The organism is Mesorhizobium sp. WSM4816, from assembly GCF_055811535.1.
Window position 1 is genome coordinate 288,160 of sequence record NZ_JBVVQR010000002.1, and the last position, 22,624, is coordinate 310,783.

Annotated in this window: 24 protein-coding genes and 2 pseudogenes; 18 read left to right on the forward strand and 8 right to left on the reverse strand. The window is 62.3% G+C overall.

Annotated features, from left to right (window positions below; all coding sequences use genetic code 11):
- Positions 1-5: 5 nt before the first annotated feature.
- The 4 genes from AC0L3H_RS03455 to AC0L3H_RS03470 all read right to left on the reverse strand — a co-directional run bounded on the left by AC0L3H_RS03455 (position 6) and on the right by AC0L3H_RS03470 (position 3,079).
- Positions 6-173 carry a hypothetical protein gene (locus AC0L3H_RS03455; protein WP_473584514.1) on the reverse strand — a complete coding sequence of 56 codons (168 nt, stop codon included), beginning with the start codon at positions 171-173 and terminating at the stop codon, positions 6-8.
- A 196-nt stretch (positions 174-369) separates the two neighbouring features.
- Complete coding sequence (locus tag AC0L3H_RS03460) at positions 370-726, reverse strand: DUF488 domain-containing protein (RefSeq protein ID WP_473584515.1); 357 nt, start codon at positions 724-726, stop codon at positions 370-372.
- Between the two features lie 97 nt (positions 727-823).
- Complete coding sequence (locus AC0L3H_RS03465; RefSeq protein ID WP_473584516.1) at positions 824-2,080, reverse strand: aminopeptidase; 1,257 nt, start codon at positions 2,078-2,080, stop codon at positions 824-826.
- 84 nt (positions 2,081-2,164) lie between these two features.
- Positions 2,165-3,079 (reverse strand): LysR substrate-binding domain-containing protein, encoded by a 915-nt coding sequence (locus tag AC0L3H_RS03470; RefSeq protein ID WP_473584517.1) that lies wholly within the window; start codon positions 3,077-3,079, stop codon positions 2,165-2,167.
- A 597-nt stretch (positions 3,080-3,676) separates the two neighbouring features.
- Between AC0L3H_RS03470 and AC0L3H_RS03475 the strand changes: the two genes are divergently transcribed.
- Positions 3,677-4,837 carry a YbfB/YjiJ family MFS transporter gene (locus AC0L3H_RS03475; protein ID WP_473584518.1) on the forward strand — a complete coding sequence of 387 codons (1,161 nt, stop codon included), beginning with the start codon at positions 3,677-3,679 and terminating at the stop codon, positions 4,835-4,837.
- Between the two features lie 122 nt (positions 4,838-4,959).
- Positions 4,960-6,237 carry a peptide antibiotic transporter SbmA gene (gene sbmA, locus AC0L3H_RS03480; protein ID WP_023799410.1) on the forward strand — a complete coding sequence of 426 codons (1,278 nt, stop codon included), beginning with the start codon at positions 4,960-4,962 and terminating at the stop codon, positions 6,235-6,237.
- A gap of 28 nt (positions 6,238-6,265) precedes the next feature.
- Here sbmA and AC0L3H_RS03485 read toward each other — a convergent pair whose 3' ends face one another.
- Complete coding sequence (locus AC0L3H_RS03485; protein WP_473584519.1) at positions 6,266-7,258, reverse strand: polysaccharide deacetylase family protein; 993 nt, start codon at positions 7,256-7,258, stop codon at positions 6,266-6,268.
- Between the two features lie 299 nt (positions 7,259-7,557).
- On the opposite strand from AC0L3H_RS03485, the gene AC0L3H_RS03490 reads away from it, so the two are divergent.
- Complete coding sequence (locus tag AC0L3H_RS03490) at positions 7,558-8,223, forward strand: tetratricopeptide repeat protein (protein ID WP_027152289.1); 666 nt, start codon at positions 7,558-7,560, stop codon at positions 8,221-8,223.
- 3 nt (positions 8,224-8,226) lie between these two features.
- Entirely contained in the window at positions 8,227-9,657 is a 1,431-nt protein-coding gene (gene der / locus AC0L3H_RS03495) for a ribosome biogenesis GTPase Der (protein WP_473584520.1), read from the forward strand.
- Positions 9,658-9,696: 39 nt separating this feature from the next.
- Here the strand turns inward: der and AC0L3H_RS03500 are convergent, their stop codons facing one another.
- Entirely contained in the window at positions 9,697-10,455 is a 759-nt protein-coding gene (locus tag AC0L3H_RS03500; RefSeq protein ID WP_473584521.1) for an SDR family NAD(P)-dependent oxidoreductase, read from the reverse strand.
- A gap of 190 nt (positions 10,456-10,645) precedes the next feature.
- Here AC0L3H_RS03500 and AC0L3H_RS03505 point away from each other — a divergent pair, with 190 nt between their 5' ends.
- The 12 genes from AC0L3H_RS03505 to AC0L3H_RS03560 all read left to right on the forward strand — a co-directional run bounded on the left by AC0L3H_RS03505 (position 10,646) and on the right by AC0L3H_RS03560 (position 19,156).
- On the forward strand, positions 10,646-11,242 hold the full coding sequence (locus tag AC0L3H_RS03505) for a L,D-transpeptidase (protein ID WP_473584522.1): 597 nt from the start codon (positions 10,646-10,648) through the stop codon (positions 11,240-11,242).
- Between the two features lie 201 nt (positions 11,243-11,443).
- The gene (locus AC0L3H_RS03510) at positions 11,444-11,581 is read left to right on the forward strand and encodes an ABC transporter (RefSeq protein ID WP_084646669.1); all 138 of its coding nucleotides are present in this window, start codon (positions 11,444-11,446) and stop codon (positions 11,579-11,581) included.
- Between the two features lie 139 nt (positions 11,582-11,720).
- Positions 11,721-12,305 carry a hypothetical protein gene (locus AC0L3H_RS03515; RefSeq protein WP_091596064.1) on the forward strand — a complete coding sequence of 195 codons (585 nt, stop codon included), beginning with the start codon at positions 11,721-11,723 and terminating at the stop codon, positions 12,303-12,305.
- Between the two features lie 157 nt (positions 12,306-12,462).
- Positions 12,463-13,050 (forward strand): protein-S-isoprenylcysteine O-methyltransferase, encoded by a 588-nt coding sequence (locus AC0L3H_RS03520; protein WP_091596205.1) that lies wholly within the window; start codon positions 12,463-12,465, stop codon positions 13,048-13,050.
- 10 nt (positions 13,051-13,060) lie between these two features.
- Complete coding sequence (locus AC0L3H_RS03525) at positions 13,061-13,840, forward strand: hypothetical protein (protein ID WP_473494403.1); 780 nt, start codon at positions 13,061-13,063, stop codon at positions 13,838-13,840.
- On the forward strand, positions 13,837-14,727 hold the full coding sequence (locus AC0L3H_RS03530; protein ID WP_473494402.1) for an SDR family NAD(P)-dependent oxidoreductase: 891 nt from the start codon (positions 13,837-13,839) through the stop codon (positions 14,725-14,727). Before AC0L3H_RS03525 ends, AC0L3H_RS03530 begins: the two co-directional genes overlap by 4 nt.
- 289 nt (positions 14,728-15,016) lie before the next feature.
- Entirely contained in the window at positions 15,017-16,201 is a 1,185-nt protein-coding gene (locus AC0L3H_RS03535; protein ID WP_473494401.1) for a cell wall hydrolase, read from the forward strand.
- A 242-nt stretch (positions 16,202-16,443) separates the two neighbouring features.
- Positions 16,444-16,842 (forward strand): AtpZ/AtpI family protein, encoded by a 399-nt coding sequence (locus AC0L3H_RS03540; protein ID WP_023799399.1) that lies wholly within the window; start codon positions 16,444-16,446, stop codon positions 16,840-16,842.
- Positions 16,843-16,912: 70 nt separating this feature from the next.
- Positions 16,913-17,671 carry a F0F1 ATP synthase subunit A gene (locus tag AC0L3H_RS03545; protein ID WP_077381387.1) on the forward strand — a complete coding sequence of 253 codons (759 nt, stop codon included), beginning with the start codon at positions 16,913-16,915 and terminating at the stop codon, positions 17,669-17,671.
- 81 nt (positions 17,672-17,752) lie between these two features.
- Positions 17,753-17,977 carry a F0F1 ATP synthase subunit C gene (locus AC0L3H_RS03550; RefSeq protein WP_023799397.1) on the forward strand — a complete coding sequence of 75 codons (225 nt, stop codon included), beginning with the start codon at positions 17,753-17,755 and terminating at the stop codon, positions 17,975-17,977.
- Between the two features lie 77 nt (positions 17,978-18,054).
- Positions 18,055-18,654 carry a F0F1 ATP synthase subunit B gene (locus AC0L3H_RS03555; RefSeq protein ID WP_023799396.1) on the forward strand — a complete coding sequence of 200 codons (600 nt, stop codon included), beginning with the start codon at positions 18,055-18,057 and terminating at the stop codon, positions 18,652-18,654.
- 10 nt (positions 18,655-18,664) lie between these two features.
- Positions 18,665-19,156 (forward strand): F0F1 ATP synthase subunit B, encoded by a 492-nt coding sequence (locus AC0L3H_RS03560; protein ID WP_473584523.1) that lies wholly within the window; start codon positions 18,665-18,667, stop codon positions 19,154-19,156.
- A 178-nt stretch (positions 19,157-19,334) separates the two neighbouring features.
- On the opposite strand, the gene AC0L3H_RS03565 is transcribed toward AC0L3H_RS03560, so the two are convergent.
- A complete protein-coding gene (locus AC0L3H_RS03565; protein WP_473491831.1) occupies positions 19,335-20,030 on the reverse strand; it encodes a ribonuclease HII in 696 nt (231 codons plus the stop codon).
- Between the two features lie 155 nt (positions 20,031-20,185).
- Positions 20,186-21,339 (reverse strand): annotated as a pseudogene (locus tag AC0L3H_RS03570) (PA0069 family radical SAM protein).
- Between the two features lie 151 nt (positions 21,340-21,490).
- On the opposite strand from AC0L3H_RS03570, the gene AC0L3H_RS03575 reads away from it, so the two are divergent.
- On the forward strand, positions 21,491-21,997 hold the full coding sequence (locus tag AC0L3H_RS03575; protein ID WP_128172258.1) for a glycosyltransferase: 507 nt from the start codon (positions 21,491-21,493) through the stop codon (positions 21,995-21,997).
- Positions 21,998-22,189: 192 nt separating this feature from the next.
- A pseudogene (locus AC0L3H_RS03580) lies at positions 22,190-22,472 on the forward strand (type II toxin-antitoxin system Phd/YefM family antitoxin).
- Positions 22,473-22,624: the final 152 nt, after the last annotated feature.

The following is a 22,624-nucleotide window of genomic DNA, read 5'->3' on the forward strand; positions in this document are numbered from 1 at the left end:
CCCAGCTATGGAGCGAAGTTGCCGGTGATGATTAAGAGAAAGAGAGCAACACGTCGGAACACCTCCCAAGCTACCATCAGGCCGAGGCCGATCACCACAGCCCACGCAACCAGCTTACCCCAATTCTTTCCGGCAGTTTGGGCAGCAGACGGCTTTCTTTCCCCTTCGGTCATAGTCTCGCCCTTCGTTAAGTTTGCCAACGAATGCCTTTGTCCCGCCTGGCTGACTGACTGCGGCCGCTATCGAATCATAGATGGGAACACCCAGATAGGTTTCGCGCGGTGCTGACCTCTGCGACGTAAGAGTGATTGTTGGCAGCCAGATGATAAGTCATCCCGCACTCCCTAAAGATAGGCAGAGCGCGGTGCCTCAGCCCCTTAGGCTGAGATAATCAGCCAAAGCCACTGCGTTGTTGTGCAACTCGTCCTGGGCGCCGTAGAGCAGCGTCACCCGGCCGTTGTCGAGCAGGGCGCGCAACTGGCCGACCGCCTCGCTGTTCCGGTCGAGCTCGCCGCGATAGCGCTGCTGGAATTCCATCCAGCGCGTCGGCTCGTGGCCGAACCATTTGCGCAATTCATCGCTTGGCGCGACGGTCTTCAGCCATAGCGTCAGCGCGGCGTCTTCCTTGCGGCCGCCGCGCGGCCATAGGCGGTCTATGAGCACCCGCTGCCCATCGCCAGGCGAGGCCGGCTCGTAGATGCGCTTGACCCTGATATCGAGTTTCATTGCCAACTCCGGGGTTGGCCGCCATGTCGTCTTGCTGGCCATGTCGTCTTGCTGGCCATCACGGCTTTCTGGCGGCTGCTTACGCCCCCACTCGCCCTTACGCCCACTCGCCCTTGCGCATGACCGGCACGCGGCCGCCGTCCTTGCCGACGCCGTCGATGTCGATCTTGTCCGAACCGATCATCCAGTCGATATGGATGAAGCTCTTGTTGCCGCCACGCGCCGCGATCTCGTCCTGGGTGAGCGAGGCGCCGTCGACAAAGCACTTCGAATAGCACTGGCCGAGCGCGATATGGCAGGCGGCATTCTCGTCGAACAGCGTGTTGAAGAACAGCAGGCCGCTCGCCGCGATAGGCGAGGAATGCGGCACCAGGGCGACCTCGCCGAGCCGGCGTGCGCCTTCATCGGTGTCGAGAACTTTTTTCAGCACATCCTCGCCGCGGCTGGCCCTGGCCTCGACGATGCGACCCTGCTCGAAACGCACCGCAATACCGTCGATCAGCGTGCCCTGGTACGACAGCGGCTTGGTGCTCGTAACATGGCCTTCGACGCGCCTTGCATGCGGCGTGGTGAAAACCTCCTCGGTCGGGATGTTCGGGTTGCATGTGATGCCGTTCCTGGCGGTCGAGGCGCCGCCCATCCATTCATGGCCGTCGGCCAGACCGACGGTCAGGTCGGTGCCGGGTCCGGTGAAATGCAGCGCATGGAAATTATGGCCGTTCAGCCATTCGGTGCGGCTGCGAAGCGCCGCATTGTGCGCCTTCCAGTTGCCGATCGGGTCGTCCACATCGACCCGTGAGGCGGCAAAGATCGCGTCGGCGAGCTTCGCCACCGCGACGTCGTCGCTATCGCCCGGAAACACCTGCCTGGCCCAGGCCAGGTCGGGATAGGCGACGATGTTCCAGTTGATGTCGAAGCCGGTGATCTTTTCCAGTGCCGGCTGGTAGGCGATCGAGTTCGCCTTGTTGGCGCGCGCCACTTTCGCCGGATCCTGCGCCGACAGCAGCGACGGGTCCTCGCCGCGCACGGCAAGCCGCGCCGCGTTGTTGGCGAAGGCCTTCGCCATGCCCTCATAGAGCCAGCCGGCGGCGTGGTCGAAGCCGGCGTCAGCGCCATGGCGAAAACGTGCCAGCGTCATCTCGTCGTCGTTGAAGATCGGCGTCACCAGGCCGGCGCCGGCCTTGTAGGCTTGCTCGACGATCCGTCGCGTCAAAGGCAGCGCTGCGATCGACGATGTCAGCACCAGATCCTGTCCCGGCTGCAATTGCAGCCCGACCTTGATGGCGACTTCTGCCAGCCTGTCGAGCTTCACCGGGTCGATCGTTGCGGAAACGTCGCGCGAATGTGTGGTCATGATCCTGCCTGTCGCGATGTGGGAGTCCGGTTCTTACATAGACCGGTGCCATCGGTCTTTCCACCGTGATCGACCGGGGCCTGCTCAGGCCGCGCCGGCGAGCGCGCCGAACTGCGCCATCGTCGCCTCGATCTCCTCGCGGATCCAGATCTTGAAATCGCGCACCTTGCGGCTCTCGCTCTTGCTGGCCGAGGTCACCAGCCAGTAGCCCAGCCCGCTCTCGGCGCGGACGCCGAACGGCGCGACCAGCCGGCCGTCGGCGAGAGCGTCAGCCGTCAGCAATTGCCAGCCGAGCATGACGCCGTGGCCGGCGATCGCCGATTCCAGGCAAAGCATCGGGTCGGTGAAGCGCGCGCCCTTGAGGAAGCTGACCGGCTTCACCCCGGCCGCCTCGAACCAGCTTTCCCAGCTGATCATCGCTCTTTCGTCGGTGATCGCGCAGGTCGAGGCAAGATCTTCGATCGATTTCAGTTTGTCGGCGAGCGCCGGGGCGCAGACCGGGAAGACTTCCTGCGCCAGCAGCAGTTGCGCGCGCACGCCCGGCCATTTGCCGTCGCCGAGCCGGATGGCGATGTCGATGTCCGAGCGATCGAGATCGGCAATCCGCACCGAGGCGTCGATGCGCAAAAGCACGTTCGGATGCCGGGCGAAGTGACGTGACAGTCGAGGCAGCAGCCACTTCGAGGCAAAGGCCGGCGCCACCGAGACCACCAGCGTGCATTCGGAGGCCTCGTCGGCGAGCGCCACGGCTTGGGCGAGCTCGCGGAAACCTGCCCCGAGCCGGGCGGTGAAGACGGTGCCGAATTCGGTCGGTACCAGACCGCTTGCCGTTCGTTCGAACAGCGCCTGGCCAAGTTGCGCTTCCGTCCGCTTGACCTGCTGGCTGACGGCGCTGGCGGACACGTTGAGTTCGCTCGCCGCAGCCGAAAGCGATCCCAGGCGGGCGACGGTTTCCACGGCGCGCAGGCCGTTGAGGTGGACGCGGTTGAGCATGGCCATACAGTTTTTCTAAACCGGCACGGTTGAAATCTCAATTGAAATGCGGGGAGGAACGGCAAATTTTAAGGAACAAGCAGACCTGTGGAGGAAAAATACGATGAAGATTTTGTCACTACTCGGGGTCTTTTCCGCTGCCGGCGCGCGGCAAAGCCGGTCGCATGAAAGCGAGGCCACCCGATGGGCCACCGATCCGCTGTCGCATCCTGTGCTCGACACCATGTCGGAGCGCGAACTCGGCGACCTGCCGTTCCGGATGACAGCCCGGCACACGGCCTACGAGACTGCGGACGGTCGCTGCCGAAACGTTCGCGGGACAGCGCCCCCCTCTGTCCTGCCGGACATCTCCCCCACAAGGGGGGAGATTGGCCGTCATCTCCGCTTTCGCCAAATCTCCAGAAGTTGAAGAAGGAGAGCCGGCGCCGATGCTGCCGATCTCCCCCCTCGTGGGGGAGATGCCCGGCAGGGCAGAGGGGGGCGCGAAGGATCGCCGACGTTTGTTCTGTGCCGCCGCGGCGCTCGGACACGGTCCTTGCAACCCGTTCTGGCCCAACAAGAAGCGGATTGTTTCACCCGCTCGTGCACCTATTGTGCACCGCAATGAAAGCCGCTTCGCCGTCCCCTTTGCGCCTCGCCTTCGCCGGCATGATTGCCCTGGCCGTTGCCATGGGCATCGGCCGCTTCGTCTATACGCCGATCCTGCCCGGCATGATGGAGGAACTTGGCCTGACGCCGGCCGATGCCGGCTGGATCGCGTCCGCCAACTATCTCGGCTATCTCGTTGGCGCGCTCGCAGCCGTCGGCGGCTGGGCGCACGGTCGCGAGCGCCTGCTGATGCTTGCCGGTCTTGCCGCCACCGCAGTCCTCATCGGGCTGATGGGCCTGGCCGACACGATGGCGGCCTTTCTCGTCATCCGCTTTCTTGCCGGTGTGGCCAGCGCCTTCGTCCTGGTGTTCATGTCCAGCATCGTTTTCGGCCATCTCGCCGCGGTCGGCCGAAACGACCTGCAGGCGCTGCATTTCGGCGGCGTCGGCCTTGGCATAGCAGCGTCCTCGGCGCTGATGGCAATACTCGTCACCCAACAGGCCGGCTGGCCGGCGGGCTGGTTCTGGTCCGCCGCGATCTCGGCCTGCGCCATTGCCGTCGTGGCCTTGCTGCTCGGCAGCACTGCGACCGCCAACGGCGCCGATGGCCGCGAACCGGCGCTACCAAAGGACCGGTCACTGGTGAAGGTCATTGTCGCCTACGGGCTGTTCGGCTTCGGCTATATCGTGACGGCGACGTTCCTGGTCGCCATCGTCCGGCAGGGCGGCGGCGGCCGCGTCTTCGAGGCCGTGGTGTGGATGGTCACCGGCCTTGCCGGGATTCCCTCGGTCTGGCTTTGGCAGAAGATCGCGGCAAAGATCGGGCTCTACCGGGCTTATGCCTGGGGGTGCCTCGTCGAGGTGGTCGGCGTCAGCGCGAGCGTCACCATGGGCGGACACATTGGGCCGCTGCTCGGCGGGTTTCTGCTTGGCGGCACCTTCATCGCCATCACCGCGCTCGGCCTTCAGACCGGAAGGCAGCTTGCCCCGCAGGCGCCACGCCGGATCCTGGCATCGATGACGGCGTCCTTCGGCCTCGGCCAGATCATCGGTCCGATCGTCGCCGGCTTGCTTGCGCAAGCCTCCGGCGACTTCTTCCTCGCATCGATCGTGGCCGCCGCGGTGCTGCTGGTCTCTGGCGCGGTCATCTGGTCGGCTGCGCCAAAATCGCCATGATTGTGGTCTTGCTCGGTGCCGGGCATCACGCACCGGCCATTTTCATTCCGATCGATGTGTGACCTTATGCCCGCTGAACAGCAACGCCGCTGATTTGCGCATCGACCGAGGATTTCCTAACAGTGTTTGTATCCTTCTTCCCGCAGCCGAAGTTGTTTTTCACTTCGGCCGTCGCCTGGAGCCTTCTGCTCGTCCTCCTGTGGTTTTTCGGCGGCGAGCACCTTGGCACGATGCTCGGCATGCCGCCGGTCGACCCGCAGGCAGCACCAGTCATCAGCCCGATAAGATTCCTGACGCCGGCATTCCTCTGGTTTTACGGATATTTCTTCGCCGGTATGGGCGTATTCTACCTTTTCTGGGCGCTGTATTCCCCGCATCGCTGGCAGAACTGGTCGATCCTTGGCTCTGGTTTGATTATTTTCGTCACCAATTTCATCGTCCAGATCAGCGTGGCGCTCAATGACTGGCGCGGCATGTTTTACGATATGGTGCAGAAGGCGCTGACCACGCCGGGCTCCGTTTCCCCTGCCGAGCTTTACTACGGAGTATGGCAGTTTCTGTCCTTGGCCCTGGTCTATATGAGCATCGCCGTTCTGAACGTCTTTTTCGTCAGGCACTATGTGTTTCGCTGGCGCACCGCGATGAACGATTATTTTACCGCTTACTGGCCGAGGCTGCGCCATATCGAAGGGGCGTCGCAGCGCGTTCAGGACGACACGATGCGCTTCTCCGGCACAATGCAGGGCCTCGGCGTGAACTTCATCGACTCCATCATGACCCTGATTGCGTTCCTGCCCTTGCTGGCCTCCCTTTCTCTCCATGTCTCAACGCTCCCAATCGTCGGCGCAATCCCTTATCCGCTGGTCATTGCGGCGATCGCCTGGTCGCTGTTTGGCACCGGCTTGTTGGCAGTCGTCGGCGTCAGGCTGCCCGGGTTGGAATTTCGCAATCAGCGGGTTGAAGCCGCGCTGCGCAAGGAACTTGTCCTCGGTGAGGACGATACGGCGCGAGCGCAGCCACCAACTCTGGCCGAGCTTTTCAGAAATGTTCGCAAGAACTATTTCACCCTCTACGCGCACTATGTCTATTTCGACATGGTCCGCTATCTCTACCTTCAAGTCGACAACGTATTCGCTACGCTTATTCTTGTTCCGACCTTGGCAATCGGCAAGATAACATTTGGCGTTTTCCAGCAGATTGTTACCGCCTTTTCACAAGTCGCCACTTCGTTCCAATATCTCGTGAATTCCTGGCCGACCATCGTCGAGCTGATATCCATCTACAAGCGCCTGCGCGCCTTCGAGGCGACACTTGAAGGGGCGCCGCTGCCGGAAATCGACCAGGCCTATCTGGAGCGAGAGCGAGCCGGCTTGCGGCCTGAGGATCAGCCGGTAAGTTGAGAGTGACGGGGCGGCGAGCGCTTTCGGTTCAGCCGCCCACCGACGCCCACTTTTGCCGGCGTTGGCGCGAAACATAGTCGTGATAGCTGATGCACTCGACATCGGGCCTGGTGCAGACCTCGCCGGAAAAGCGCTCGAGCGCCTTCCAGTAGGCGCCGTCATTCATCAGTGTGAAATGGAAGCCGAGTTCCAGCGGAATGCGTTTGCCCTGATATTGCGCGTCGAAGGCGGCGCGAAAGGCGTCATAGGTCCGGTTGGCGAATTCGTCCGCCTGGCTCGGCCGCTCGAAGCCGCCGGAATGCCTGACATAGAGATTGTAGTCCATCGCGATCACCGGCCTTGTGTCAGGACCTTCCGGAATCTTCGGCAGTGAGAAGCGCGTGATGCCGTCGCTGGTCGGTGGCCGGGCAGGGCCGCGCGACACACCGCTCGCGTCGAACCAATAGCCCGCCTTTGGCAGCGCCTCGTAGAGCGCCTTGTTTGCCGACAGATAGGGTGCGCGAAAGCCAACCGCCTTACGTGCAATTTCGCGCCAGCCTGCGGGTTCGGAGGCAATAGCGTTGATCGAATAGGCATTTTCGAGAATGCGCTTGAACGAACCGAACTCGCTCAGCCAGTCGGCCTTGTTCCAGTCCTTGCCGTCGAAATGGCCGCAAGCGTGGCTGCCGATGTCATGGCCTTCCGAGGCGGCAAGGTTTATCTGCTCGAGCCGGTCAGCGATTTCCTGTTTCGAGGCGGCGAAGCCGATATTGGATTTGCCTGATGCCTTGCCGGGCGCCGTGTATTGCTTGCGGGTCTCCGGCGAGAGCAGGAAGACGCAGGACACGAAGTAGGTGAAATGGGCGCCGGTGCGCTGGGCCAGCGCCCGGCTGCGCTTCCATTGCAAAATATCGCGGGCGCTGTCGAACGAGATGAGGACGGCCTGCTTCGGCTTTGCCGGCGCTGGCGGGTCGGCGACAGCAGCGCCCGCTGCGGCAAGCGACGCGATCGAAAACGCAGCAGCGCGGGACAAACGAGGCATCAGTGTCTGATCTGGATTTTGAGGAGGGTTCGCGCACCGGCTATCGGCGAAATGTGGCGTGGGTGCGGTCGCCCTTTGCAGTCATCCTTTACATCGTCGTCCGGCGATTAGCCGATTTTCCGGTCGAACCCCTTCCATGCCGGCAAAATTTCGCTAAAACGCGGGCTACCACATCGGCCTGAAGTGCAGAATTGATTTTTTTTCAGGAAACACGATGCGCAAATTCAAAGTGTTAGAGCGTACTTTCCATGGACGCACGTCGCTCTAAACCGCCCTGAGGCGGGCAGGATGGTTTTGAGATGTCGGACGACAGTTTTATCCGCGAAGTCAACGAAGAGATGCGTCGCGATCAGGCGCATGCGCTGTGGGACCGTTTTGGTCCTGCCTTGCTTGCGCTCGCGATACTGGTGGTGGTCGGCACCGCCGCCTTCGTCGGCTATCGCTATTGGGACGAGACCCGCGCCAATCGCTCGGGCGATGCCTTCTCGCAGGCGCTGAAGCTTGCCAATGAGGGCAAGAGCGACGAAGCGCTGGCGGCCCTCGATGCGCTGGAAAAAGATGGCTACGGCGCTTATCCGCTGCTCGCCCGCATGCGGGCGGCAACCGTCAAGGCGGATAAGGGCGACGTCGCCGCCGCCGTCAAGGACTTCGACGAAGTCGCCGCCGACACGGACATTCCATCAGGCCTTCGCGATATGGCGCGCCTCAGGGCAGCGCTGCTGCTCGTCGACCACGGTTCGTTCGCCGATGTGTCGAGCCGCGTCGAGACGCTCACCGCCGACACCAATCCGCTGCGCCATACCGCGCGCGAGGCGCTCGGCCTTGCCGCCTGGAAGGAAGGTAAGGCAACGGACGCACTGAAACTGTTCGACCAGATCGCCTCGGATGACAGCGCCCCGCGCAACGCGCGCGAGCGGGCGACGTTGATGTCCGAGTTGATCCGTGGGTCGGGCAATGTGTCGTGACGGATGACGTTCAAAGTCGCCATCATCGGCCGGCCTAACGTCGGCAAATCGACCCTTTTCAATCGTCTGGTGGGAAGGAAGCTGGCGCTTGTCGACGACACGCCGGGCGTCACCCGCGACCGTCGCGTCCATGCCGCCAAGCTCTACGATCTGCAATTCGACGTTATCGACACCGCCGGCTTCGAGGATGCTGCTGCTTCGACGCTGCCGGGCCGCATGCGCGCCCAGACCGAGATCGCCATCCGCGAAGCCGACCTGATCTTTTTCACCATCGACGCCAAGTCCGGGCTGATGCCTGACGACAAGACTTTCGCCGAGATCGTGCGCAAGTCCGGCAAGCCGGTTGTCGTGGTCGCCAACAAGGCCGAAGCGCGCGGCGCCCAGGGCGGCATGCTGGAGGCTTGGGAACTCGGCCTTGGCGAGCCGATCCCGGTCTCGGCCGAACACGGCCAGGGCCTGCCCGATTTGCGCGATGCGGTGATATCAGCACTGGGCGAGGCGCGCGCCTTCGGCGAAGAAGAAGATGCCGACGAGGAGGCCGCCGCCAGCGAGGTGCTGATCGGCGAGGACATCACCGATCCGGACGCCGAGCCGAGCTATGACGATACCAAACCGATGCGCATCGCCGTCGTCGGCCGTCCGAACGCCGGCAAGTCGACGCTGATCAATGCCCTGATCGGCGAGGAGCGGCTCCTGACTGGGCCAGAAGCCGGCATCACCCGCGATTCCATCTCCGTCGACTGGGACTGGCATGGCCGTCGTCTCAAACTGTTCGACACCGCCGGCATGCGCCGCAAGGCCCGGATCCACGAAAAGCTGGAAGTCATGTCGGTGCAGGACGGCCTGCGCGCCATCCGCTTTGCCGAGATCGTCATCATCGTGCTCGACGCCACCATTCCCTTCGAGAAGCAGGATCTGCAGATCGCCGACCTGATCATCCGCGAGGGCCGTGCGCCGGTGATCGCCTTCAACAAATGGGATATGATCGACCATCCCCAGGAACTCCTGGCGGAACTGCGCGAGAAGACCGAGCGGCTGTTGCCGCAGGCGCGCGGCATCCAGGCGGTGCCGGTCTCGGCCGAGACCGGGCGCGGCCTCGACAAGCTGATGGATGCCGTCATCAAGACGCACAGAGTGTGGAACAGCCGCGTCTCGACCGGCAAGCTCAACCGCTGGCTGGAAGGCATCCTGGCGCATCATCCACCGCCCGCCGTCGCCGGTCGCCGGCTGAAGATCAAATATGTCACCCAGGCCAAGACGCGCCCGCCGGGCTTCGTCGTGTCCTGCTCACGGCCGGACGCGATGCCGCAATCCTATGTTCGCTATCTCTCCAACAGCCTGCGCGAAGCCTTCGACATGCCAGGCGTGCCGATCCGCATCGCCTTGCGCACCTCGGAAAATCCGTTCGCCGGCAAGGCGAAGAAACGCCGCTGAGCGCCGCGTCTTTTGGGCGCCAGCGTCAGCCACGACGCGCTAATGGGCGGTGTAAGCTCCGTCGACCAGATGGTAGCTGCCAGTGATAAAGCTGGCCTGATCGGACAGCAGGAAGCACACAAGAGCCGCTACCTCTTCCGGTTTGCCGCGCCTGCCCATCGGTTGAAGGGCTGCCATGCGCCTGGTATTGGCTAATGCCTCCGCTTGCTCCGATAGAAGCGGCGTTTCGATCCAGCCGGGGCCGACGGCATTGATCCGGATGCCCATCCTCGCATATTCAATCGCCGCAACTTTGGTGAGTCCAACGACCCCGTGTTTCGCTGCCGTGTATGCGGACGCAGTCGGCAAGCCGACGGAACCGAGAATCGAGGACATGTTCACGATGGCGCCTCCGCCTCGATCCAGCATGGCCGCGATTTCGTACTTCATGCTGTAGAAGACGCCATTCAGATTGACGTTCATCAGCCTGTGCCAGTTGTCGAGCGGATAGTCTGCCGTCGCTTTTCGAACGCCGTCGATGCCGGCATTGTTTACCGCCATATCCAGTCCGCCGCATTTCTGGACAGTGAACTCGATCAGCTTTTCGACGGCTGCCGCATCCGTGACATCGACCGCAAAGTCGTAGGCACTGCCTCCTTGCGCGCCTATTTCGGCGGCTGTGCAGCGCGCGGCCTCGGCATCAAGGTCGGCGACAACAACCTCGGCTCCTTCTTGCACGAGTTGCCGTGAAACAGCCGCTCCTATTCCGGAGCCCGCACCGGTCACAATCGCGACTTTACCATGGAAATCAGGCTTCATCGTCTCTGTCCTATGCCCATTGTGACCATAACCGAACAGAGGCGGCCGGTTATCGCAAGAAGTTTCGCTCCAATTCGCTTGTCAATCCTGTGAATTCATTTTGCCGCCACACAGCGAGACTTGGCCCGCAGGCCGTGGAATGGTAGAGACGAGCGGGGCGGTAGATCGACCAGTTTCCTAGCAGGTAGAAATGGAAGAACACCACATTGCGCGCCGGGGGCTCGTGCTGGGTACTCTGGCTCTAATGCTCTCCGGATGTACGTCGACGTTGCGACAGGTGACGGAGCCGATTTCATCCGCGTTCGGACCAGGGGATGGCATCAATCCTCGTTTCCGACGGAGGCAGGTGCGGTACGACGGAAACGAGCCGCCTGGAACGATCGTCGTCGATACTTCGCAACGTTTTCTCTATGCCGTCGAGACCGACGGGTGGGCGACGCGCTACGGCGTCGGCGTCGGCGAGCAGGGACTTTCGTTCAAGGGTACAGCGACCATCGCCCGCAAGGCGGACTGGCCGTCGTGGACACCCACCACCAGCATGATGAGGCGCAAGCCGCGCCTGGTGAAGTATGCCGGGGGGGTCCCTGGCGGACCAAACAACCCGCTTGGTGCGCGTGCCCTTTATCTCTATCGCAACGGGCGCGACACCTACTTCCGGATACATGGTACAAACGAGCCGTGGACGATAGGCACAGCGGTATCGAACGGGTGCATCCGTTTGACAAATGACGACATCATCGACCTCTACGAACGGACTCCTTTGGGCACGACGGTGGTGGTGGTTTGATGGTGGGCAGGCCTGATCTCCGTTGCATGGTGAGACCTGCCGGCACGTCACCGCAAGGATTTCGGCTGCAACCGAATGCCGACTGTGTCATTTCTGCACTAGGCTTTGGTGTAGATCGCAGCTAACTTGGTTGGGCTGCATGTAATTTTTTATTTGTGGCGATTCTATAGGCTGTTCCGCCCCTGGGGAAAGGATTGCTTGATGAGCAGAATGTTGATTGTAATGGTTGCTACCCTCGCCGTTACCAGCCTGAGCGGCTGCGCGAACGGGATCGGTAAAGGAAAGGGGAAGGCTCCTCCGCCGGAACCCGTTGCCGTAGAAGAGCCAGTGATTAAGTAAGCATCGGCTTTCGAAGATTTTGGGAAGGGCCGCCAGGCCCTTCCCTATCGATATGCAGGGGCCACCGGATTCGCAGCCTACCTGCGGTTAACGGGCATAGGCTGGCAGCAGGTCTGCGGTCCTCGGAGTTCTGGATGAGATGACGCTTGTAAGTGGCCGTTCAGCAATTGTGGCCCTGCTCGCGCTAGTCGCGGCGTCATGCCAGTCGCAAGACAACAAACCCCAGCCGACTTTTGTGTCCAATAATCGGGCACTGAGTACCGCGGCGATGCCGGCGCGCGCGGCCCAACGGCATTTCATCGAGTTCCGCTCCCGGTACGCCCTTACCTACGGCCATTCCTACGTGATTTTTGGACGACTGAACCAGGCGGGACGCATGGTCAACCCCGAAGTTGCGGGGCTCGCTCCGAAGTCCGATGATCCCAATGTCTATGTTCTCGGCCATTTGGCGCCTGTGCCAGCCACGACCGGGTGGACGGACGGCGACCTCGAAGATGCCTACCGGTCGGCAAGCTGGCGCGTTTTACTTTCCGAAGCCGAATACAGGAAAGTCGTCGCGAGCATACGAAAGCTGCAGGCCAGTTCTCCGCTTTGGCACGCCTCGCTCTACAACTGCAACGCATTCGTAGCGGACATCGCCAAATCGATGGGGTATAAGACCCCCGGTACCTGGCTCCGGCCGCAACAATTCATAACCAACCTTCGGGAGATGAACGGCGGTTGAAATGCGATTGGCAAACCGCTTTCGCCTCATTCGCCCGGTCAACTCCGAAAGGAGCGCGCTCTGAATGTCTATCGGTCGACATTTCGGACGCTGGCATCGTTGCGACGGTCTATCGTGGTCCCAGATCGAGAAAAGGCTCCGGTGACCTGAAGTGACCATTTCTGTAGCTTCACTTGGCGAGATCATATGGGTGATCGGCCTCGTTGCCTGGTATGTGATCCGGTATCCGTTCGAGCGCCGGGCAAGGCGCGTGCGGATTGTAGCTGGCGGCCGCTCGAGTTCCGACACCGTCGGGCTTGCCTCGGCTCTCCTTGGCCTGGCGATCCTGCCTGGCTTCTATGTCGCCACCGGCATCCCCGCAGCGGCTGACCATCCGTCCAGCGTGTGGTCGGTGGCGCTCGGAACCATCATCTTCTGCTCCGCGCTGTGGATTTTTCGCATGTCTCACAAGGTACTTGGCCGTAACTGGTCGATCACGCTCGAGATTCGCGAACGGCACGAACTGGTTAGCGCCGGGCCATACGCCCTGGTCCGTCACCCGATGTACACCTCGTTCCTGCTTATGGGGCTCGGCCAGCTCTTTCTGTTGCCGAACTGGGTTGCGGGCATATCCGGCTTGATTGGTTTCGCCGTGCTTTTCCTGCTGAGAGTGGATAAGGAAGAGCGTATGATGCTGGAGACTTTAGGCTTGCAATACCGTGCCTATATGGAAAGGACCAAGCGAATAATCCCTTATCTTTATTAGAGGTCGTTTGATGCGAGGCCGAGCCCTCAAGCTTTCGGCGCCCCGGCGCCTTGTTGGCGATCTGATGAGGTTTTCGATCGGCGTGCCACGGGTCGCGGTGCAGCGTCAGATGAACCTTGGCCCACTCGTAAGGGCCAGAATGGCGCAGCAGACCCGGCCCTCGTGGACCGCGATCTTCCTGAAAGGATATGCGCTTCTCGCCATCGAGATGCCGGAACTGCGGCGCGCCTATGTCAAGTTGCCCTGGCCGCAGCTTTACGAGTATCCGGCAAGCGTAGCCTCGATTGCCCACGAGCGCGAATATGAAGGCGAGCCGGCCGTTCTGCTGAGCTGCATCAAGTGCCCGGAGCGCTACTCCATCACGCAACTTGAGGCGGCCATCCACGCGGCTCGGTCACGGCCGGTCCTCGAGGTCCCGGAGTTCCGGCGTGCCTTGCGCATGGCAGCTGCGCCCGCGCCGGTCAGGTGGCTGCTTATGTGGCTGGGGTTGAACATCGCCCGGCAAAGGGCAAATTACTTCGGTACCTTCCAACTGTCCGTCTATTCTGGTCTCGGCGCGGAATCACTCAACCCGCTGACACCATTGACCACGCTTCTGAACTACGGTCCGATCGGCAACGACGGATCGGTGAATGTCCGCATCCACTACGATCACCGGGTCATGGATGGAGCGAACGTCGCACGAGCACTGGAGCGGTTCGAAAAGATCCTGAACGGCACTGTCGCCAATGAAGTGGTGCTGCTCGGTCAGGATGTTGTCGCTCCCGCAATACGAAGGAACGCGACGTGATTTCGCACCATGAATTGCGGCCGGCCGTCGTCGTGATTGGCGGCTCGGGTGGAATTGGCCGGGCAATTGCAGGCGTCGCTGCACGGGAGCGCGGCGCGATCGTGCTGGTTGCCCGCTCGCCCGAGGGCTTGGCCGCCGCGGCGTCTGAGGTTCGGGAGGCGGGTGGCGAGGCATTCACGCTCGAATTGGATCTCGTGGCAGGCGACGCGCCAACGCGCCTGGAGGGCTTTCTGTCCGCACATGGCCTGGTCTGCGATGTCCTGGTCAACAGCGCCGGCTATGGCTTGCGCGGCGCGACGACGGCGCTGCCTGTTGATGGTCAACTCGGCATCATCGATCTCAACATACATTCCCTCACAGAACTGACCCTCCATTTTCTGCCCGCAATGGTGGCGCGCCGACGGGGCGGGGTGCTCAATCTCAGTTCCGTGGCCGGGTTCCTCCCCGGGCCTTATATGGCTCTGTACTTCGCCAGCAAAGGTTTCGTGCGCTTCTTCTCAGAGGCGCTTCACCAGGAGGTGCGCCGAACCGGTGTGACGGTCACATGCGTGGCGCCTGGCCCGGTGTCGACGGAGTTTCTCGCAAGGTCAGGCGCCAATCAGACGGTGCTCTTCAACGTCTTGCCCAAGGTGGATGCGCAGTATGTGGCCGAACGGGCGTGGCGAGGGTTCAAATCGGGTCGTCGCTTGGTCGTGCCGGGAATCTCGGCCAAGTTGGTGGCCCTTGCGGCGACGCTCCTGCCTTCCGCAGCGATGCTGCCCCTGGTCGGCCGGCTGCAACGCAGCGGCAATGATCAATGTCCTTGCGGTTCAGGGTTGAAGTTCAAGAAATGCTGCGGTGCCCGCCAGATCCAGCTGCGCCGGGGCCCTCGGGGAATTACCCCCTGACCTGACCGGACCAGCACGCCACGGAAAAACCTCATTGAAGCAAGAGACCGCTCGCCGATGGCGGGCCGTTAAGCATGTACGTGGCATAGCCGTTAAGCATGTTGATGGCATGGAGGAGGCTCCTGCATCTCTCAACAGCGCTCTGCGGAGCAGTTATTGCGACCGTTGCAGCCGTTCTCCAACAACGCCTTTGAAATGATTGCCGCTGTCGAGTTCCGTTAACGCCCCATCAAGGTTAATGCATCATCGTGCCACTCCAGTGGGGTCCGTTGCGTTTCTGGAGAGTTCCGTGCATCGACGTGTTTTGAAGCGGCTTGTCGCTTTCGCCGGTGAGAAAAGACGTTCCTTTCTGTCTCCTCTGGTCATTGGACTTGGCATCTGGGTCGGCTTTCCCAATGTCATAGCCTATCAGGACATGACGAGCCTGGTCTCCGGCCTCAAGGGGCCGAGCGCCCGCTGGAACGCCTATGTCGAGAAGTCCGTAGCCGGCTCGGTCCATGCCGCCGAAATGCCTTTCCTCGATTCGGATGCCACCGGCTCGATCTCGGGTTCCGGCGTCCGCTTGCCCGGGATCGGCGCCGTATCGTTTCGCGGCAAGGGCAGCGTGGCCGGCACGACGCCCGACGAGGACCGCATCATGCGCGCCGACAAGAAGGGCCGCATCATCATCGTCTCGCCGGTCGCGCCGCCGAAGAATTTTAATGCCGGCTCGGTGTTTGAGCGCTCCTCCTCACTGCTTCGCCCGAGCATGGACAGCGGCCTGAAAATGGCTTTCGCCAGGCCCGAGATCAAAGGCAAGGAGATCCAGATTGCCGCCGCGTTTCATAGGCGCGTCGACAAGAAGCCGGATCCCGGCGTGCCGGCCATGCTGGCCGCACTGGTCAACAACGACCGACCCGACGTCCTGGCGACCGCCTACGCAGCGGCCGCGCCTGACTATGCCCAGGCTTCGCCCTTCGAGGCCTTGCTTCAGGACGAGAAGCCGAACGATGGCCGCTTCATTCCGCCGGTGGCCAAGGGCGATCATTCGTGGATGCAAACTCCGCTGCCGGCGAGCGTCTTCTCCAAAGCGGAACAGACTTGCCTCGCCAACGGCATCTATTTCGAGGCGCGCGGGGAATCGGTGCGCGGCCAGGCCGCCGTCGCCCAGGTCATCCTCAATCGCGTTCGCAATCCGGCCTATCCGAACTCGATCTGCGGCGTCGTCTATCAGAACGACAAATGGTTCAATCGTTGCCAGTTTTCCTTCGCCTGCGACGGCAGGAAGAAGCGCATCCAGAGTCCGGCCCATTACAAGACCGCGCAGGACATCGCCATGGCGGTCACTGCCGGCAAGATCTTCATCCCGGAAGTCGGATCGTCGACCCATTACTACGCCAACTACGTCAACCCGGGTTGGGCGCGGACGATGAAAAAAATGACCAGGATCGGCCTGCATATCTTTTACCGCACCTACGGCGGCGGCTGGAGCTGAGCGCCCCGGCAAGGGCCCGGGCGCGGCCGATCCAAGACCCGTCGCCGCAGGGATTCGGCTGCGGCACGCCAGCAGAGGTAGCGGGCACGATGTCGCACCCTGGCAAGCTTTTGATTTTCATGGGAAAAATACTTGACGCTGAAGTCCTGCCCGTGGCTTGACGGGCGGGGACCCTCTAACTATGTTGCCGGCGACTTAAGAGCGGACGGACGGTGACGATCTGACCGGGCAAGGGGGTTGCGATGGCCGACAAGAATGGGCCAGACGGAACCGGAGAAACCGGCCGCGGCAAACAGCGTCAAGCCGACATCCGCGACGACGATCTTGAGCGCCGCCGGCGCGACCTTGAAGCATCGCTTGCGACAAGGCGGCCGGACCGGCTCGAGGGGAAAGACGACGCGAAAGCGGGCAGTGCGGCCGGATATGGCCAGGCGCTCAAGCTATCCAGCGAGTTCATCGCCGGGATAGTGGTTGGTGCGGGTCTTGGCTGGATCATCGACCGTGTGGCGGGGACATCGCCATGGGGTCTGATTGTTTTTTTGCTGCTCGGTTTTGGCGCCGGCGTGCTCAATGTCCTGCGCTCCGCGGGACTTATGGCGGAATTCGGACAGGGCGACAAAGCCCGCGATCCGAAAGAATGACTTGAGGCGCCGCTTGCCGGCGCAGTGAACAGGACACTAAAGCCGCGCGCGGCTTTGATGGGGATTTAAAGTGGCTGCTGACAAGGTCGATCCGATCCACCAGTTCCATATCAACAAGCTGATTCCGATCGAGATCGGCGGCTACGACCTGTCGTTCACCAATTCGGCGCTTTTCATGGTCGCGACCGTCGCCGTTGCCTCGGCGTTCCTCTATCTCAGCACCTCGAGCCGCAGCCTCGTTCCCAGCCGTCTTCAGTCGGTCTCGGAAATGGCCTACGAATTCGTCGGCAACATGCTGAGGGACGCAGCCGGAACCCAAGGCATGAAGTTTTTTCCCTTGGTATTTTCGCTGTTCATGTTCGTTCTCGTTGCCAATCTGCTCGGTCTTTTTCCATATTTCTTCACCGTCACAAGCCATATCATCGTCACCTTCGGCCTTGCCGCGCTGGTGATCGGAACCGTCGTCGTCTACGGCTTCATGAAGCATGGCCTTGGTTTCCTGAAACTGTTCGTGCCGCATGGCGTGCCGGTTTACCTGCTGCCGCTGGTGGTGCTGATCGAGGTGATTTCCTTCGTATCGCGCCCGGTCAGCCTCTCGGTTCGTCTGTTCGCCAACATGCTGGCCGGCCACATCACGCTGAAGGTGTTCTCGGGCTTCGTGGTGAGCTTGAGCGCGCTTGGCACGCTCGGCATTGCCGGATCGGTCCTGCCGCTGGCGATGGCCGTGGCGCTGACGGCGCTGGAGCTGCTGGTCGCCTTCCTGCAGGCCTACGTCTTTGCCGTGCTGACCTGCATGTATCTGAACGACGCCCTGCATCCCGGGCACTGACCCAGTTGACCCAAGAGTTTCCGGCCCTGCTGCCGGGATAGAAATCGCAACGGAATTTTTAGATCCAAAGGAGTTGAACACATGGAAGCAGAAGCAGCAAAGTTCATCGGCGCCGGCATCGCATGCCTCGGCATGGGTGGCGCCGGTATTGGCCTTGGCAACATCTTCGGCAGCTATCTGGCGGGCGCGCTGCGCAACCCGTCGGCCGCGGATGGCCAGTTCGGCCGCCTGATCTTCGGCTTCGCCGTGACTGAAGCGCTGGGCATCTTCTCCCTGCTCATCGCGCTTTTGGCCCTGTTCGGCTGAGCCCCTGTTCGGCTAACATTGGGAATTGGAAGGGCCGGCCGCAAATCGGCGGCAGGCCTGACATCAGGGGATAGTCGATGTTCGTGACATCTGCCTTTGCGCAAGAGTCCGCGCCCGCCGTCGAAGGCGGCCATACCGGCACGGAAGGCGATACGCATTCCGGCACCGGTGTGCCTGCCGAGGCGCACGGCGTGTTCCCGCCATTCGATCCGGCGACATTCCCCTCGCAGCTTCTGTGGCTGGCGATCACCTTCGGGCTGTTCTACCTGTTCCTGAAGAAGGTGGTGATGCCGCGTGTTGGCGGCATCATCGATGTCCGCAACGACCGCATCACCCAGGACCTCGACCATGCCGCCAGGCTGAAGGGCGAGGCCGATGCCGCCGTTGCCGCCTATGAGCAGGAACTGGCGGAGGCCAAGACCAAGGCCAATGCGATCGGCCAGCAGGCCAACGATGCCGCCAAGGCGGAAGCCGAGGCCGCCCGCAAGAAGGTCGAGGCAGCGCTTGACCAGAAGCTTGGCGAAGCCGAGGCTCGCATTTCGACCATCAAGGCCAATGCCATGAAGGAGGTCGGCACGATCGCCGAGGACACGGCTTCGGCTATCGTCGAGGCGCTTGTCGGCGGCAAGGCCAGCAAGGCCGAGATCGCGGCAGCCGTCAAATCCGTGGCCAGGTGAGGAGCGCATCATGGACGCCACATCACTCGCGACGCTTTGGGCCACCGTTGCCCTCGTCATTTTTCTGGCCATTGCCGTCTACGTCAAGGTGCCGAAGCTGATCGCCAAGGCGCTCGACGCCCGCGCCGACAAGATCAGCAACGAGCTTGAAGAAGCCCGCCGGCTGCGCGAGGAGGCCCAGCAACTGCTCGGCCAATACCAGCGCAAGCGCAAGGAAGCCGAGCAGGAGGCCGCCGACATCGTCGCCGCCGCCAAGCGCGAGGCCGACATGCTGGCTGCCGAGGCGCACAAGAAGACCGAGGACTATGTCACCCGGCGCACCGCGCTTGCCGAACAGAAGATCGGTCAGGCAGAGCGCGAGGCGATCGGCGAAGTGCGCGCCAGTGCCGTCGATATCGCCGTCGAAGCCGCCCGCATGCTGCTCGCCGCCAAGATTGACGCCAAGGCGGGCGCCGACCTGTTCCAGGCCTCGCTTCAGGACGTCAAGTCCAGGCTGAATTAAGGAGAGAATCTCCCCCTTGAGGGGGAGATGCCAAGTTTTGGCAAAGAGGGCAGGCCAGAGGGGATAGCCGCGCGTGAAGCGCCAACCTTCTCTTTCGTCCAAGATGGCGTCGCGCCAGCCGAGGCGACCCCCTCTGTCGCCTTCGGCGACATCTCCCCCTCAAGGGGGGAGAAAGCGCTCAATCCAGACCGGAAAAACTCTCTTCGTCGAGCACTTCGGTTCCGCCAAGCCGGAACGGTGCGAAGGACGCGCGGTGCAGCCGCGCCACCGGTCCATGCGCCTCGATCGCCGTGCGGTGGCGGAGCGTGGCGTAGCCCATATGGAGCTCGAAACCGTAATGCGCGTGATGGCTGCCGCAGCCGCACATCATGCGGTCGCGCATCACCTTGGCTACGATCGAGGCGGCGGCGATCGACTGCGAGCGCTGGTCGCCCTTGATCAGCGCTCTGCCTTCGCATGGCAGTCCGGGCGGCACGTCGCGGCCGTCGGCCAGGGCCAGCTTTGGCTGCACCGAGAGCCCGACCAAGGCGCGGCGCATCGCCTCGAGGCTGGCCTTGAGAATATTGCTGCCATCGATGCCTTCCGCGCTGACCGAGGCCATCGACACGGCAAGAGCGGAGCCAAGGATTTTCAGGAACAGCGCCTCGCGCTGCAGGTGGCTGAGGCGCTTGGAATCGTCGAGACCGTCGGGAATGTTGGCGGGATCGAGCACTACCGCGGCCGCGACGACCGGCCCGGCCAGTGGGCCGCGCCCGGCCTCGTCCATTCCCGCCACCGGCCACAGGCCTTCGGCCATCGCCTTCGTCTCGAAGGAGAAATCGGGTCTCTCAACGATTTCGAAGAGAAGCGGAGAATCAGAACGCGCGCGAGCCATGTTGCGGCGAGGTTCGCATCGGCTCCGATTCTCCGCAAGCCCCTCCGGGTCGGGTGAGGCACCGGACCCGGAGGGCACCGTCTGCAAGCCCGGGGACAGGACAGGCCGGACGGGATTTTTTCATCTGCCGCCGCCGTCGGCGGCAGACGATGTCTTCAAAGCAGCATCAGTTGCTCGGTTGCCTTGGCTGCGGCGACGAACTGGTCGGTCCTGAGCGACCGCCGCTCGGCGTTGAGGCCAAGCCGTTTGGCGGCGATCTCGAAGCGCCGGCCGATCTGCCAGGCATAGGGGCCGGAGCCTTTCATGCGCTTGCCCCATTCCGAATCGTAATCCTTGCCGTCGCGCATCGAGCGGATCAGCGACATGACGTGACGGTAGCGGTCCGGATAATGACGCAGCAGCCAATCCTTGAAGATCGGCGCGACCTCCAGCGGCAGGCGCAGCAGGACGTAGCCGGCCTCGCGCGCTCCTGCCGCACGTGCCGAATCGAGGATTCGTTCCATCTCCTGATCGGTCAGGCCGGGGATGATCGGAGCGACCATGACCGAGGCCGGAATGCCGGCATCCGAAAGCTGCCTGATCGCCTCCAGCCGCTTGGTCGGCGTCGACGCGCGCGGCTCCATCGTTCTGGCCAGCATACGGTCGAGCGTCGTCACCGACAGCGCCACCTTGGCCAGCCCGCGTTCGGCCATGCGCGACAGAATGTCGATGTCGCGCGTCACCAGCGCGGATTGGTGACGATGCCGACCGGGTGGCCGCGCGCCTCCAGCACTTCGAGGATCTCGCGCATGATCCGGTACTGCTTCTCGATCGGCTGATAGGGATCGGTGTTGGTGCCGATGGCAATGGTGCGCGGCTGGTAGCCGTCCTTCGACAATTCCTTGTCGAGCAGCCGCGCCGCATCCGGCTTGGCGAACAGCTTCGATTCGAAATCAAGTCCCGGCGACAGGCCCATGAAGCTGTGCGTCGGCCGCGCGAAGCAATAGACGCAGCCATGTTCGCAGCCGCGATACGGATTGATCGAGCGGTCGAAGGAAATGTCGGGCGATTCGTTGCGGGTGACGATGGTGCGCGGCTTCTCGACCTGCACCTCGGTCTTGAACGGCGGCAGCTCCTCAAGCGAATTCCAGCCATCGTCGAACACATGCCGGCTGACCGGCTCGAACCGGCCGGACGGGTTGATGCCGGCGGACCGGCCGCGATTGCGCTCCGGACGGATACGGACGCCACTCTGCTCGATCATTGCATTGGCCATCTCGGCTCTTCCAGCCCCGAAGGCAGCAATATCGGCACGCACGATCTGTTCCATTTTCGCCCTCTCCCAGGGGCTGTCGGCTGGCTGTCGAATCGCTCTGTTCATGAAAATAATCCTATTTTATTCGATGGAACAAAGCAAGAACATTTTTATAGAGCGACGCAAAAACTGGCGCTGCGCCCGGCTTTCCGCTATTCGGCTAACGATGCTCAGCGTTCTCATCCAGACCCTGAATGACGAGGAAAGACTTGCCCGCACGCTCGCCTCGCTGATCGGCGGCGCGGTCGAGGGCGTGGTGCGCGACGTTATCGTCTGCGACACCGGCTCGACCGACCAGACGCACCGCGTTGCCGAACATGCCGGCTGCCTTTATGTGGCGAGCGGCGGCATTGCTGCCGGCATCAGGCAGGCCAAGGGCGACTGGCTGCTGTTGCTGGAGCCGGGCGCGCGGTTGGGCGAGGGCTGGATCGACGAGGTCGTCGCCCACACCGCCAGGCAAACCATGCCGGCGCGATTCTCGCGGGCGCGCGGCAGCCGCGTGCCGTTCCTGTCGCGAGTGTTTTCGGGAAACCGGGCACTGGCCGAAGGGCTGGTGATCAGCAAGCGTCAGGCCGCGGCTCTATCGAAAAATGCCCGCAGCGCCGAAGCCATCGCCCGCGGCCTTGCGACCAAGCGGCTCGACGCCGAGATATGGGTGGCGCCGGTGAAGTGACGGTCGTTTCTTTGCCGGCAAGCGGGCGAGGGACGGTCGCGTCGTTTGCTGCGGTAGTTCTCCGCCGAGGTCGTCTTCTACGAGACCGCAGTTTATCCGGCGTTAGGCGGGATGATGTGACGCTTGGATCGGGTTGCCGACCTCTGTGTATTGCGTAAAGCCCGTATATTCCGGAACAAAGGAGCCTCGCCGATGACCACCACCGTCACCGCCGCCGCCGTCTCGAAAAACTTCGGAGCCTACCAAGATGCCGCGGTCCGCGATCCGGTCATCATCACCAAGAACGGCCGCCCGCGCACCGTGTTGCTGGCTTACGAAGATTTTGTCCGGCTGTCGAAGCGCGATCGGCGGGTCGAGTTGACAGCAGAACTCAGCGCGGACGAAGATCGCCGCGGTCGAAGCCTCCGAAATGCCGGGTCTTGGGACAAAAGCCTCACAGCGAAAAATGTTACCGACTGAAATGAAGGTCGGTTAGGTCCCCCGTTATTTCTATCTCTGGCAGAGCTTCGGCCAACGAACTCCTGCATGCGGTGATGGCCGGACATGATGGAATCCGCATTGGCGCGATTAGTCGGAGGAATGCATATGCTTGTCGTCCTGCGAGAAACTCGCGATACTCGGCGACAT

Coding starts and splice junctions, on each gene's coding strand:
- AC0L3H_RS03555 (WP_023799396.1), top strand. CDS start 18,055: ATGTTCGTGACATCTGCCTTTGCGCAAGAGTCCGCGCCCGCCGTCGAA.
- AC0L3H_RS03505 (WP_473584522.1), top strand. CDS start 10,646: ATGGAAGAACACCACATTGCGCGCCGGGGGCTCGTGCTGGGTACTCTG.
- AC0L3H_RS03565 (WP_473491831.1), bottom strand. CDS start 20,030: ATGGCTCGCGCGCGTTCTGATTCTCCGCTTCTCTTCGAAATCGTTGAG.
- AC0L3H_RS03500 (WP_473584521.1), bottom strand. CDS start 10,455: ATGAAGCCTGATTTCCATGGTAAAGTCGCGATTGTGACCGGTGCGGGC.
- der (WP_473584520.1), top strand. CDS start 8,227: ATGACGTTCAAAGTCGCCATCATCGGCCGGCCTAACGTCGGCAAATCG.
- AC0L3H_RS03475 (WP_473584518.1), top strand. CDS start 3,677: ATGAAAGCCGCTTCGCCGTCCCCTTTGCGCCTCGCCTTCGCCGGCATG.
- AC0L3H_RS03470 (WP_473584517.1), bottom strand. CDS start 3,079: ATGGCCATGCTCAACCGCGTCCACCTCAACGGCCTGCGCGCCGTGGAA.
- AC0L3H_RS03540 (WP_023799399.1), top strand. CDS start 16,444: ATGGCCGACAAGAATGGGCCAGACGGAACCGGAGAAACCGGCCGCGGC.
- AC0L3H_RS03560 (WP_473584523.1), top strand. CDS start 18,665: ATGGACGCCACATCACTCGCGACGCTTTGGGCCACCGTTGCCCTCGTC.
- AC0L3H_RS03460 (WP_473584515.1), bottom strand. CDS start 726: ATGAAACTCGATATCAGGGTCAAGCGCATCTACGAGCCGGCCTCGCCT.
- AC0L3H_RS03525 (WP_473494403.1), top strand. CDS start 13,061: ATGCGAGGCCGAGCCCTCAAGCTTTCGGCGCCCCGGCGCCTTGTTGGC.
- AC0L3H_RS03510 (WP_084646669.1), top strand. CDS start 11,444: ATGAGCAGAATGTTGATTGTAATGGTTGCTACCCTCGCCGTTACCAGC.
- AC0L3H_RS03490 (WP_027152289.1), top strand. CDS start 7,558: ATGTCGGACGACAGTTTTATCCGCGAAGTCAACGAAGAGATGCGTCGC.
- AC0L3H_RS03550 (WP_023799397.1), top strand. CDS start 17,753: ATGGAAGCAGAAGCAGCAAAGTTCATCGGCGCCGGCATCGCATGCCTC.
- AC0L3H_RS03575 (WP_128172258.1), top strand. CDS start 21,491: ATGCTCAGCGTTCTCATCCAGACCCTGAATGACGAGGAAAGACTTGCC.
- AC0L3H_RS03485 (WP_473584519.1), bottom strand. CDS start 7,258: ATGCCTCGTTTGTCCCGCGCTGCTGCGTTTTCGATCGCGTCGCTTGCC.
- AC0L3H_RS03465 (WP_473584516.1), bottom strand. CDS start 2,080: ATGACCACACATTCGCGCGACGTTTCCGCAACGATCGACCCGGTGAAG.
- AC0L3H_RS03455 (WP_473584514.1), bottom strand. CDS start 173: ATGACCGAAGGGGAAAGAAAGCCGTCTGCTGCCCAAACTGCCGGAAAG.
- AC0L3H_RS03515 (WP_091596064.1), top strand. CDS start 11,721: ATGACGCTTGTAAGTGGCCGTTCAGCAATTGTGGCCCTGCTCGCGCTA.